10 protein-coding genes are annotated in these 13,478 nt (G+C 50.7%); 7 read left to right on the top strand and 3 right to left on the bottom strand.

Going from position 1 to position 13,478, the window contains the following annotated elements:
* The 3 genes from NTV65_03010 to NTV65_03020 all read right to left on the bottom strand — a co-directional run.
* Positions 1–858 (bottom strand): hypothetical protein (locus NTV65_03010; GenBank protein MCX6114173.1); only part of this gene is annotated, 858 nt, incomplete at its 3' end.
* A gap of 220 nt (positions 859–1,078) precedes the next feature.
* A complete protein-coding gene (locus NTV65_03015; GenBank protein MCX6114174.1) occupies positions 1,079–2,251 on the bottom strand; it encodes a phosphoglycerate kinase in 1,173 nt (390 codons plus the stop codon).
* Between the two features lie 3 nt (positions 2,252–2,254).
* Positions 2,255–3,028, bottom strand: coding sequence for a Nif3-like dinuclear metal center hexameric protein (locus tag NTV65_03020; protein MCX6114175.1), 774 nt, complete (start codon positions 3,026–3,028; stop codon positions 2,255–2,257).
* Between the two features lie 160 nt (positions 3,029–3,188).
* Between NTV65_03020 and accD the strand changes: the two genes are divergently transcribed.
* From accD to NTV65_03055, 7 genes are all read left to right on the top strand, one after another.
* Positions 3,189–4,043, top strand: a complete 855-nt coding sequence (gene accD / locus NTV65_03025; protein MCX6114176.1) for an acetyl-CoA carboxylase, carboxyltransferase subunit beta — start codon at positions 3,189–3,191, stop codon at positions 4,041–4,043.
* A gap of 131 nt (positions 4,044–4,174) precedes the next feature.
* On the top strand, positions 4,175–6,688 hold the full coding sequence (gene lptD / locus NTV65_03030; protein ID MCX6114177.1) for an LPS assembly protein LptD: 2,514 nt from the start codon (positions 4,175–4,177) through the stop codon (positions 6,686–6,688).
* Between the two features lie 58 nt (positions 6,689–6,746).
* Complete coding sequence (gene rfbD, locus NTV65_03035; GenBank protein ID MCX6114178.1) at positions 6,747–7,616, top strand: dTDP-4-dehydrorhamnose reductase; 870 nt, start codon at positions 6,747–6,749, stop codon at positions 7,614–7,616.
* A 9-nt stretch (positions 7,617–7,625) separates the two neighbouring features.
* Positions 7,626–8,720 carry a mannose-1-phosphate guanylyltransferase gene (locus NTV65_03040; GenBank protein MCX6114179.1) on the top strand — a complete coding sequence of 365 codons (1,095 nt, stop codon included), beginning with the start codon at positions 7,626–7,628 and terminating at the stop codon, positions 8,718–8,720.
* Between the two features lie 6 nt (positions 8,721–8,726).
* Positions 8,727–9,698 (top strand): GDP-mannose 4,6-dehydratase, encoded by a 972-nt coding sequence (gmd, locus tag NTV65_03045; GenBank protein ID MCX6114180.1) that lies wholly within the window; start codon positions 8,727–8,729, stop codon positions 9,696–9,698.
* A 22-nt stretch (positions 9,699–9,720) separates the two neighbouring features.
* On the top strand, positions 9,721–10,665 hold the full coding sequence (locus tag NTV65_03050; GenBank protein ID MCX6114181.1) for a GDP-mannose 4,6-dehydratase: 945 nt from the start codon (positions 9,721–9,723) through the stop codon (positions 10,663–10,665).
* 23 nt (positions 10,666–10,688) lie between these two features.
* Positions 10,689–13,370: a phosphoenolpyruvate carboxylase gene (locus tag NTV65_03055; protein ID MCX6114182.1), complete on the top strand. Its 2,682-nt coding sequence runs from the start codon at positions 10,689–10,691 to the stop codon at positions 13,368–13,370.
* Positions 13,371–13,478: the final 108 nt, after the last annotated feature.

Genomic DNA, 13,478 nt, shown 5'->3' on the forward strand with positions numbered 1-13,478 from the left:
AATAACCTGTAGGATTTTAATCGGACCCGGCTTGAAATTGCCTCCACGTCCAACCATCATGAGCTGTTGTCCCATATGATGACACCCATCGACGGCCTGTAGTGCGGCAGAGAGTGATTCAAGGGCCGGAGAGTCCGGAGGAGTCAAGGAGGTTGCGATCTCAAGTTGACACCGTATAGCGGTTAAGTGGTTATTAAGATCGTGCGACATTCCGGCAGAGAACTGCCCAACTAGCGCCACCTTTGCATACTGTGAGAGCGCCTGTAAGGTGCGAGTTTGAGCAGTAACGTCTCGAAGAATAAGCCAGACCCTTGTCAGATGATCATCTGCGATCTTGCCGTACATAACGGCCTGCACAATTAGGTCTTGGCCATCCGCGGTTTTTAGCGAGACCTCAAACCCCTGTCCAGAGAGAGAGAGCCCGTGCCAACGCCTAAACAGCTCTTCGTACCCGTGGGCAAGGGGCAGTAATTGAACGAGAGGAAGATCGATAACATCATCAACCGTTTCAAAACCACGTGCGAGTGCAAAGGCAAGGCTCGCTTCAAGGCAGCTAGATGGAGTGGTATAGATCCGTTCTACTAAGTCCTGTGGATTTAAGCTGCACGGTATAGGTCTAGCAAATTCAAAGCAGACCATATCGGCAGAGCTGATGGCGACCAGGCTTCGAAAGTCTTGAGATGATAATCGCCGACGTTTCTGGGTGTGTTGTTGCGAGAGGACCTCTTTGTGCTGTGTGCGCTCAAATATATTCGCAGTGCTGTCGCAGGAATCGTTATTAGATTGTAGAGAATCCAGGCGTAATGACTCCGCAGCTACGGCGCTACTAAAGGTGGATACCTGCTTTCCTTTAGACATACATCAGATCCGCGCCTAAATAAGGTTAAACGACGGAGCCGAAAGGTAGAGCGCATGGCCAGCCCCTCGGCACTAGAATGCAAATTGATATAGCACGATTATGACAGCAATAAGGGAAATATTTAAGAAGCGCCTATTATAGAGAAGTTGGCACGCTAGAATGAGCGCAACTTGTTGAAATGCGGTAGGGCTGAAAAGTTAGACTAACTCCAACGCTGCTTTATTCTAGCGCCTTTATGCCTGGTAATGAATTACCTTCTAGCAGCGCTAGGAAGGCTCCCCCTGCAGTCGAGATAAAGCTGAATTTATGCGCAAGCTGCATATGATGAATTGCGGCATCTGTATCGCCGCCGCCAACGACGGTCATGCCGTGTGAGTTGGCGATCGATTCGCACATATCGTGCGTGCCCTTTGCAAAGTCCTCGTTCTCGTAGGCGCCCATAGGACCGTTCCATACGATCGTCTCGGCTGAGTGTAACGCCTCACGGTAAAGTAGACTGGTCGCCGGGCCGATATCGAGCGCCATCGTATCCGCTGGAATCTCCTGTACCGGAACTGCGCGACCAAACCCCTTGCTGTTAAGGGATGGAGCAACGATTACGTCGACTGGAAGGTACACTCTGCAGCCGCGACGAGCGAGGGTGCCAAGTAGTTCAAGCGCCTTGCCAGCGAGATCCGACTCAAAGAGAGATCTTCCTACCTGCAGACCCTGCGCCGCTAGAAAGGTGTTAGCCATGGCGCCACCGATAATAAGTGTATCGGCTTTTGAAGCTAGGTTAACGAGAGCGGTAAGTTTGCTTGAAACCTTAGAGCCTCCGATTACAACGCACAAAGGCTTCCTTGGTTTCTCAAGCGCCTGCTTGTAGTAGTCGATCTCCTTTTGCATTAGGAGCCCGGCAGACTTTTCTTTAAAGAGCTTCGGAACACCAACTATTGAAGCATGTGATCTGTGGGCAGTTGCGAAAGCATCACTAATAAAAACATCACCTAGCTTGGCAAGTTGAGCGGCAAATCCAGGATCATTTTTTTTCTCACCCGCCTGAAAACGAAGGTTCTCTAGCAGCAGCACCTGCCCATCCTTGAGCTCGGCAACAAGCTTAGTTACGTCAGGACCGATGCAGTCCGGTGCAGATATGATATCAGTAGAGAGCAGCTCTGCAAGGCGTGCGGCAACTGGCTTGAGCGATAACGCCGCATCAACGCCTGTAGGCTCGCCAAGGTGGGACATTATTATAGCTCGACCACCTTGAGAGAGAACGGCTTGTAGCGTCGGAAGGAATTGCTTGATACGGTTGTCGTCCGTTATCTCTAATTTTTCGTTAAGCGGTACGTTCAGATCCGCTCTAATGAGAACTCTTTTTCCTTTACAATTCAGATCGCCTAACTGCCGCATACCCTAGATTCCTGTTGGTTCACTTATCCACACAGTTTGTACATTAAATCTCTGTGCAAGTACACGCTCTAGGGCCCGAATACCGAAGGTCTCGCTTGCATAGTGGCCGATACAGAGGACCGAGCACTCATATTCCTTAGCCATGTGATACGCGGCTTGCTTCGGCTCTCCCGTAATAAGGAGATCTATACCGAGTGCTGCGCAGTCCGGAATCACGCCCGTCCCTGCACCTGTTGCGATTCCGATACTCCGGATCTCTCGTTGTCCGAAGGGGAGGAGTAGCGGTGGCTGCAGAGCACCTTCGGTAGAGGAGAGAGTTGCTGCAATCTGCTCTATACTTTGTGGAGATGATAGCGAGCCACGTACACCGATAGGGGCTCCTCCGTATTCGAAGCACTGTGAGACATCTGAGAGGCTGAGGAGCAGGGCGATCTGGGCAGCGTTCCCATGAACTAGATGTCCATCTAGCGGCAGGTGGCTAGCGTAGAGCGAGAGCCCACGGCTGAGAAATAGCTCAAGCTTGCGAGCCCATGGGCCAGTGATCGGAGCATTCTCTCCCCACAGCACCCCGTGATGAACCACAAGGAGCTGGCAGCGCTGTTCGATGGCGCTTTGTGCGACAGAGAGCCCCGCATCGACCGCAAAGCCTATTTTTTGTACCGAGCTGGCGCCGCTTTCAATCTGCAGGCCGTTTAGTGAGGCGTCTTTGGTGTAGTCAGCGTGCTTAAGCTCTGTATCTAGAAAGGAGGAGATCTCTCGAACTGATGGATTGGTCATATCTGAATTGTGCCTAAGTTAACGGGATGAGGCCAGCTATTTATGGGATGTTATAAAGGGTACTCCCCCCTGTAAATGCCTATAGTTTGGTAACGTTGCATCGAGTTGGCAATATCTGCTACCGTTACGTAGGCGTAACAAAAAATGGATGTGATAACTCATGGGTTGGTTTACACGTAGCAAAGCACCGAAACAGGCAGGCGAGGTATCAGAGCCGCTGCAGTTACCTGATGATATCTGGACCAAGTGTCCAAAGTGCGAGGCTATCCTTTACACTAAGGACCTGCGCAGGGCCTTCGGAGTATGTCCAAAATGCTCGCATCATTTTCGCTTAACAGCGCGCCAACGTATTCCGATATTGGTCGACAGGCACTCGTTTCTTGAGATCGATGCTAATTTACGCTCAGTTGATCCACTGAATTTCAAGGACAAGAAGAGGTATAAGGATAGGCTTAAGGACACGGAAAAAAAGACCGGATCGATAGAGGCCGTGGTTACCGGTCGTGCTCGTATTCTCAATATACCGGTTATGTTGGGTACCTTTGACTCCTCCTTTATGGGCGGCAGTATGGGGTCTGTCGTAGGAGAGAAGTTAGCGCGGCTGATTGAGCTCGGTCGTGATGAGCGTCGACCCGTAATTATCATATCGGCGTCAGGTGGCGCGCGCATGCAGGAGGGGCTTTTCTCCCTTATGCAGATGGCAAAGGTAAGTGCTGCGCTAGCACAGCTAGGAAAGAATCATATCCCGTACATCTCAATCCTGACGGATCCTACCACTGGGGGCGTTGCAGCCTCTCTTGCTATGCTCGGAGATGTCATTATCGCCGAGCCAGATGCATTGATCGGATTCGCCGGCCCACGTGTAATTGAGGGTACACTTAAGCAGAAGCTTCCGGAGGGGTTCCAGCGCTCTGAATTCCTGCTTGAGCACGGAATGTTAGACAGGATCGTCTCGCGCACAGCGATGCGAGATGAGCTTGGCGTGATATTGCGTAACTTTGGCTTTGGAATATAACCGCTAAGATTACGAAGCCCCCTTTCGTTGCGGTGCAAGCCCCGCTAGATTCAAGCCTATTGTCTAGAAAAGCGTCGACATAGAGGGTGCTTTGGCATGTCTCATATAACGGTACTGGTCACAAGATAAGGATGAAGCACCGGAGCGGCCTTATATATAAAGAACGATCGCTTAGTGGGCTAACCTCGCGAGTGCTTACGTTGACAGCGGTGTGCGGATTGCTCATTCATCCGCTACTAGCGCAATCTCAGCCAATGACGCCGAACAGATCCGCTATCTTTGGGAGCGATTCTCCGCAGTATAGAGCTGCGCAGCAGAAGGCACTTAAACAATCCCTCGTTCCTGCTGCAAAGCCCGCACAGGGCCTCGACTTTCAAGCGCCCTCAATTGAGTTTAATCGTGAAAAGAACGAGGTAACAGGCAAGGGTGGAATCTCCATAGCAGAGGGGGGGGTGCAGGTTCAGGCCGATGAGGGAACGTTCAATCTCAGAACCAAGGAGGGGGACGTCGTAGGCAACGTGCTTATGACGACATCGAGCGGAGTTCTCTCTGCTACCTCGGCGCATGTTAATGTTCCAAACGAGACCGGGCAGTTCTCGGATCTTGAATTTGATATTGAAGAGAGCGGATTTAATATCCGGGCGAAGCAAGCGCGCAAGATATCGGAGTTTGAATTTGAGCTAGAAGACTCCTCCGTGACATCGTGCAGCTGTCTCGATGGTAGCCGTCCCTGGGAGATCCGTTCCGATTCGTGCGCCATAACGCAGGAGGGCTATGCCCACTCGTACGACTCAGCCATGTGGTTGGAGGGTATGCCGATCTTTTATTCGCCGTATCTTCCCTTCCCAGTCAAGAGCGAGAGGGCCTCGGGAATGCTTGCGCCGCAGGTAGGATACAGCAACCAGAATGGATTTTTGTACAAACAGCCGATCTTTCTAGATGTAGATGACTCTACCGGCTTTATGTTGAATCCATTTCTCGCATCGAGTTCACGGGTTGGATCTGAAATCATCTTTGAGAAGAGATTCTCTACTACAAGCAGGCTGGATGCTGGATTTATCTACTCGAATGAGTCCATGCGCGGAGATAGTTTGCGCGGTTTGAATATTACTGGTCTAGCCGATCCGACCATCGATACAAACCGAACCGCAGGTTTCTATAAGCAACGGTGGCGCGCTGACCCGAAATCTGAATCTACACTCGAATTAATCGTAGATGGCCGATACACAAGCGATAATCTTTTTCTGCGAGAAATTCCAGCACCAATGATCGGCTCAGTACAGTCTCAATTCCTTACCTCGACCGCAGTGGCTCGAGGTAGAGCCTTCTCGTTTTTGAATACCGAGGCGCGTGCAGAGTACAATCAGATGTTGATTACCCCGCAAGATCTGCAGTTTCAGCGGCTACCTGATCTTGCAGCATCGACCGGCGAGACATTTAGACCGTGGGGAGCGAATCAGTTTGGCCTAAAGGTTGTTACGGAGGTTAGCGCCGTTGGAACAGATTTTGTCCGACAGGATGGTTATGATGGGCTTAGATTAGATCTTAACCCGAAAGCTTCGATCCCATTTCACGTAAAAAACTATCTGCGTGGACAGTTCTCCGTTCAATTGCATCAAACTCAGTATGATATGAGTGAGACGACGCTACCAGCTAACGCTACGCCGCTACCGGATGGTTCGACTGAGCTTGATAGCAGCATGAGCAGAACGTTGCCAATAGTGAGCTACAGTATGGGAACGGCAATGGAGCGAATCTATGGCTTGGATCGTGATAATTGGTTCTCTAATCTGGCCGCTTTTGGAGCACGTAATCAGGGTTCAGAGTTAGTGCGGTTAAAACATACGATTGAGCCGACGGTTGGATACACATATATCCCCGGGGTGGATCAGCAGAACAACCCACTCTACGATGCTTCAGATCGTTTTAGAGAGCGTAGCCTCTTTTCGTATGGCGTTACTTCGCGCCTCTATGGCCGCTTTCAGGAGCCATACGAGCGCCTTCGAGAGGTAGAGGAGCTTGCTTCGTCTGCTAGTACACTACCTATGTTTGATTTATCTGACTCCTTACTTGAGTTCGGTCGTGGAATGATTATCTCTCCCGCTTCGATGATTGATACCAGAGAGGGCGAGATACGGGAGCTAGCAATGTTCTCTGTGCGGCAGACCTATGACAATATGATCGCCCAACAGAAGGATGATCCAACCCTAGATCCATTCTCCGATATTAATGCAGCGGTGGTTCTCTCGCCCTCGTACTACCTATCCACGGGATTTCAGACTAATTATCATGCGCAGGATGGCTCGTTCTCTAGCTACGCTCTAAACCTAGGAATAAGGGACGACCGTGAAGATGCATTACGGGCACGCTATACCTATATAGCAGATTCAACGAATCAGCTTGAACTTAACGGAGAGATAAAGCTTGTTGAGCAGCTGCGAGCTGGGCTCTATGGGCGCTATGATGCGGAGAACCAAGAGATGATTGAAAGCCGCGGGCTGATCCGTTTCATGAACTCATGTAAGTGTTGGGCCTTCGATATGGGGATAACCCAAAGGGTAAACCCGGATAATAAACAGATCCTATTCTCCTTTACTTTTGGTGGGTTAGGGGGTATTTCACAGGGTGGTGGCGTTACTCAGTAACGCTTCGGACATCTGCCATCTGTTATACATATGGTTTGCTGCAGTCAAGGAGAGGCGTGTGAAGATTCTGCTTTTTGGTGGAAGTGGTCAACTTGGATTTGAGCTTAAGAAGCGCGCACGCGATCTTGAGTTCGAACTTGTCTCTCCAGTCACGGCTGAACTCGATATTACCGATCGCGAACAGGTTCAAAGGCTGCTCTCCTCTCTCAAACCTTCGGTGGTGATTAATTGCGCAGCGTACACAGCGGTCGATAAGGCTGAGCACGAGCAGGAGAAAGCGTTTCTGATTAATCGTGATGGTGCCGGTCACATAGCCGAGGCATGCGCAAAGATCGATTGCCGGATGATTCATATCTCCACTGATTATGTCTTTGATGGTGCCCTGGGGCGTGCGCTGAAAGAGAGCGATGCTGTAAATCCATTGAGTATATATGGGCGCTCAAAATTGGAGGGGGAGCAACGGGTCGCAAGTGCATTGGGTGAACGGGGACTGATCCTTAGGACCCAGGCGTTGTTTGGACAAAAGGGCATCAACTTTGCGCAAAGCATGTTGAAGTTCTTTCCTGAACGGAATCACCTGAGGATAGTGGACGATCAATGGGTCTCTCCAACGTGGGCCGGTTGGCTAGCGGAGGTGATCCTTGACTTAGCTCGTATGCCGGTTGGAGGAGTTGTGCATGCATCCTGTGATGGTGCTGTTTCCTGGTTTGAATTCGCCACGGAAATCCAACTGGTTTCCCGCACATACTTCGAGGGCAAGCCACTTGCAAAGCTTGAAAAGATAACCGCACAGGAGCTTAATAGGCCCGCGCCTAGGCCTACCTACTCAGCGTTCGATACCACCCTAGTTTCTTCGTTATTAGGAAGATCTCCGATCTCGTGGCGCGAGGGGCTCAGTCGGTATTTGCAAGAGATCGGGGTTGTATAATCGGAGGGTATGGTGGCAGCAGATCGCTCTGAAACATTAGCAATGGTACTGGCTGGGGGGCAGGGAAGCCGCTTCTGGCCACTTAGTCGCAGCGCCTTTCCTAAACAGTTTCTATCTATCGGAGATACGGGGGAGAGCCTTATTCAGGCAACTGTACGACGTGTAACCCCCCTTGTTGGTGAGAGTAACGTTCGTATAGTAGCTAATGCGCTACTTGAGCCTGTGATTCATGAGCAGCTCCCCGGTGTAAAGGTTATCTGTGAGCCGATGGCAAAGAATACAGCGGCTTGTATTGGGCTTGCTGCGGTGCACGCCCTTGTAGAGAAACCCAACAGCGATCCGGTTTTGCTCGTCCTGCCAGCAGATCACGCCATTAAGGACGATGAGCGATTGCGCAAGGCGCTTCAAGAGGGCATTAACCAGGCACGTGAAAATGATGTTCTTGTTACCATAGGAATTCCGCCGACACATCCGCATACTGGATACGGCTATATTAAGAAGGGCAAGGGTATTAGCGGACGCACCTTCATGGTTGAGCGATTCTTTGAAAAACCAAGTTTTGAGCGTGCTCAGAAGTACGTTGAGGCGGGGGGCTACTGCTGGAACTCCGGTATGTTCGTGTGGCGTGCCAGCGCGATTCTAGAGGCTTTTCAAACCCATCTACCACAGATGTCTGAAGGATTGTTGCAGATAAAAGGGATATTGGAGAGAGATGGACCGCTCAAGTCAGTAGCCAAAATAGCGACAATTTTCAAAGAATTTGAGACAATATCGATAGATTTCGGGGTGTTAGAGCATGCTAAAAATTGCTTAGTAATTGATGCTGACGGTTTTGGATGGAGCGATGTTGGCTCCTGGGACCAGTGGGCAGAGAGCTTCGAGCGCGATTGTGACGGTAACCTGATAAAAGGTGAAGCGGTCGTGATCGATAGTAACGGTTGTGTTATAAAGTCGGACGGTCGGCTTGTGGCCGTTGTTGGACTAAAGGACGTTATCGTAATCGACTCTGGAGATGCCATCCTTGTCGTATCCCATGAACATGTCCAGGATGTTCGCAAAATTGTTGAGGAACTAAAGCGACGTGGACGCTTTGATTTAACGTGAGGTATTATGACGAATAAAGTAGCGCTTATCACCGGAATTACTGGCCAAGATGGATCATACTTGGCTGAATTCTTATTGGAGAAAGGATACAAAGTTTACGGCATGGTGCGCCGATCCTCGATGGAAAAGCATGAGCGTATTTCGCATATTATAGATAGAGTACACTTAATCCAGGGCGACCTGTTGGATCAATACTCACTAATCTCAGCGCTTAAGATCTCGCAGCCAACAGAGGTCTACAATTTGGCAGCACAGAGCTTCGTTCCAACTAGCTGGGCACAGCCGGTTCTTACCGCGGAATTTACAGCGATCGGCGTAACTCGCATGCTTGAGTCGATCAGATTGGTTGATCCTAAGATCAAGTTCTACCAGGCCTCTAGCTCTGAGATGTACGGCAAGGTTAGGGAGACCCCACAGACTGAGCTCACCCCGTTCTATCCACGCTCGCCATACGGTGTTGCAAAGGCGTACGGACACTATATCACCGTCAATTATCGTGAGAGCTACGATCTCTTCGCGGTGTCCGGTATTCTTTTTAATCACGAGTCACCACGACGTGGACTTGAGTTCGTAACTCGCAAGGTAACTGATGGTGTTGCGCGCATTAAGTTGGGGCTGGCAAAGGAGCTCAGACTGGGCAATCTCGATGCTCGTAGAGATTGGGGCTTTGCGGGCGATTATGTGCAGGCTATGTGGCTTATGTTGCAACAGGACTCTCCAGATGATTACGTTATCGCAACCGGTGAGGCACACTCCGTACAGGAGCTGGTTGAGGTAGCCTTTGAGCAGGCAGGACTAGAGTGGCAGAGCTCAGTTAAGCTTGATAAGGCCTTTATTCGCCCGGCTGAGGTAGATCTTTTGATTGGAGATCCATCAAAGGCTAAGAAGCAGCTTGGCTGGACCCCAACTGTCAGCTTTCAGCAGATGATTCGCATGATGGTAGACGCTGATATCGAGCGTTTATCACACGAGCGATAGTCGCTGCATTTTCAAGTAAACGATGCGCGCACTAGTGATAGGAGCAGCCGGATTTGTCGGCAATTACCTCGTAAAACATCTCCTGGAGCAGGGGGACGAGGTGTATGCAGGAACGCTCAGCGAATCTGTTGAGTTGCTGCCAGATACCACCTTTAAAGTTGATATAACTGACGCTCTTTCAACTGGCGAGCTTATTCAGCGCAGCAAGCCACAGGTTATTTATCACCTTGCTGGGATATCCTTCGTTCCCGAAGCGGAAAGCGATTTCGAGCGTACGTTGCGCGTTAACGTGGCAGGTACGGCGAACGTATTAAGGCAAGCGCACCTACTTTCAAAGGAGATCTCGGTTCTGTTTGTTAGCTCTGCTGAGGTGTATGGGCAGATAAAGCCAGCGGAATTGCCGATTAAGGAGGATACGCCGCTTCGTCCTGCAAATAATTATAGCTTAAGCAAACGTATGGCGGAGCTCGTTGTTGAGCGCTATGCACGGCAGGGTGCGCTTCGTTGCACGATCGCTAGACCTTTTAATCATATCGGGCCTGGTCAGGATTCACGTTTCGTTGCCAGCAACTTCGCCTATCAGCTAGCGCGTATCGCCCACGGCAGGGCCCCAGCCGTGTTGCAGGTTGGAAACCTTGAAGCGCGGCGTGACTTCTCAGATGTGCGCGATATCGTACGGGCCTATAGATTGCTCGCGCACAGCAAAGGTGGGGTATTTAATCTCGGTGCAGGTGAGTCACGCTCGATTCAAGCGCTGCTTGATGGTCTTATAGCGGTATCTGAACTTAAGGTTGAGGTGCAGCAGGACCCCGCTCGTATGCGAGGTCCCGAGGTCCCTGAACTCTATACAAGCTACGAGCGTGCTAAATCTGTAGTAGGGTGGCAGCCCATTATCCCATTTGAGCAATCCTTAGCAGATATTTATCAGTACTGGTATGAGCGTGTTGGATTGGAGTTAGCGGCGTAGAGTAGCGAATTAATAGTGAGGCTATGCCTGAATATCAGATCGAATTTAAAAAGTGGGATAGCGACCTCTCTTTTATGGTCGATTGTCTCGTAGAGACCTTACGCGAGCTCGGTGAAGAGGATCTCGCCCGACTGGTGCCCTGGTCATCCGAGAGGAAGCATGCTGGAACACTCTCCAGCCAAGCTGTGCATGTATACTCACTAGCATTTCAGATCCTCAACATGGTTGAGGAAAATACAGCAAATCAAAGCAGACGACGGGAGGTGGATGGAAGCACCTCGAGGATAGAAAAGGGCAGGTGGCGCGAGGTGCTTCCGACCCTAAAGGTGAGCCTTTCAGCCGATCAGATATTGGAGCGCATCAGGGGTGCTCGCGTTGAGCCAGCGCTAACTGCGCATCCGACCGAGGCCAAGCGTGCGACCGTTCTTGCGCACTATCGACAGCTCTATCTACTCCAGGTGCGACTTGAGAATCAGATGTATTCCTCTTCTGAGCGAACAGCTATCCGTGATGAGATCAAGGCCCATATGGAGCGGCTCTATCGTACCGGGGAGGTTTATATAACCCGGCCTGAGATCCTCTCTGAACTACGAAATGTCGTGCATTACCTCGGTACGGTATTTCCCGAAGTATTGGTGTTGATGGTAAGAAGATTCATGCGTGCCTGGAGTAGGGAGGGGCTCCCAGCCGAAAAGCTAGCGCCGGGGCCGGTATTTCCTGGACTCTCGTTTGGTAACTGGGTAGGGGGAGATCGGGATGGGCATCCATTTGTTACAGCCGAGGTTACTCGCGAGACCCTGATAACCCTACGTCAAACTGCGCTAGATTTGCAGCATAGAGAGCTCTCTAGACTCGCCGGATTACTAAGCCTGAGCGCTGAATATCCCCTTCCTAGCAAGTTGCTGTGCCGTATGGAGGAGTTGAAAGTTATCTGCGGCGCTGAATCCAGTAACGCCCTTAATAGGAATACTGGAGAACCGTGGCGGCAATTTCTTAATCTCGTATCGCTACGAATACCGAAGCGTGCAGATGAATGTAGTGCGTCTGATTATCCCGTCGCATCGGAGCTGGTACGCGATCTGGAGTTGCTGGCAGAGGGACTGCACGAGATCGGAGCTAAGCGCCTCTCATTTGAAGATGTCTATCCAGTAATTCAGATCGCGCATACCTTTGGGTTCCATCTCGCTAAGCTCGATATCCGCCAGAACAGCGCTGTTTTTGAAAAAGCGCTCGGCCAGTTCGTGCAGGCCAGTGCACGTCATGGAGGAGCTTGGGAGACACGCTCGCCAGTGTCGCGCGCAGATCTCATTCGAACGGAGCTGCGTGAGCCTAAGACCTTTATCGATGCGTGGGCATTTGCTGGGGCAGAGGCCGATCAAGTTAGAGCTCTTTGTAAAGTTGTACAGGAGCACGGCGCACGGTGTGGCTTTGAGGGATTCGGCTCTATAATCGTAAGCATGACACGTTCGGCGGAAGATCTTTTTTCTGTATTCTTGCTCGCTCGCGAGGGTGGGCTTGCGAAATTTGAGGATGGTTTAGTCACGATGCCGTTACCGGTAGTGCCGCTTTTTGAGACGATAGATGATCTTAAAAACAGTGATGCAATCCTGAGGGAATATTTAGGCACCTCGAATGCATGTCGTTCAATAGAGACCCTTAACACCCCGCAGGATTGTATGATCGGCTATAGCGACAGCAATAAAGATGGCGGGATTATTGCGAGCTTTTGGGGTCTTTATAAGGCGCAGCAGGGACTAATCTTAGTTGGAGAGCAGTACGGTATAGCACTTAGATTCTTTCACGGCCGAGGTGGCACGATCAGCCGAGGAGCTGGGCCAACAGACAGATTTCTTGGAGCTCTACCACCTAACGCAGTTCGCCATGGGATTAAGGTTACTGAGCAGGGAGAGACTATCTCGCAGAAATATGCCAACTTACTTACGGCATCATATAATCTGGAGGTATTGCTCGCTGGTACAATCAGGCAGGCATCCCTTGTAAGCAGCACACCTCAGCCGAAACACATCGAGGCTACCCTTGAGCACCTAGCTCTGTGGAGTTGCAACTCATATCGCGAACTAGTGACGCAGGACGGTTTCGGGGAGTTCTTTCGTAAAGTAACCCCAGTGGACGTTATTGAGCAGAGTAAAATTGGCTCACGGCCAGCGCGGCGTAGCGGGGCTAACTCGCTTGAGGATCTGAGAGCGATCCCGTGGGTGTTCGCCTGGAATCAGTCGCGATTTCTCCTCTCTGGATGGTTCGGAGTGGGTACAGCGCTACAGCGCTTAAGAGCTGATTACCCAGCGTTGTGGGACGAACTCAAGAGTTCCGGCGCTCGTTGGGCGCCCGCCTACTATCTCTTTCTCAATATTGAGACCTCGCTCTATAGCGCAAGTGAGGAGATTATGCGGATGTACGCCACGTTGTGTGATGACCAACATAGACGTGATCAGTTTTTGGAGGGGATCCTCGCCGAGTTTAATAGAAGTCGCTTGCTTATGGCAGAACTTCTATCTAGTCCATTTGCAGAACGCAGACCCCGTATGTTCAAGACCTTGGCTCTTCGAGAGCCGCCCCTAAAAGAGCTGCATCAGGCGCAGGTTGAGCTTCTTAAGAGCTATAGAAGGGATGCTAGGCAGGAGGATCTCTCAACGCTGCTGCTCGTAACAAACGCAATTGCATCCGGACTCCGGACAACGGGGTAGTGCGGCGCCCTGGGAGGTAAGCCATAACTAACTGAAATCGAATAAGTTAGTGCTCTCGATAAGTTTTTTTCACAATTCTGTAAGTTGAGGCATCCTAATCCCTACATG

The organism is Pseudomonadota bacterium (assembly GCA_026390555.1).
Lineage (GTDB): Bacteria > Bdellovibrionota_C > UBA2361 > UBA2361 > OMII01 > OMII01.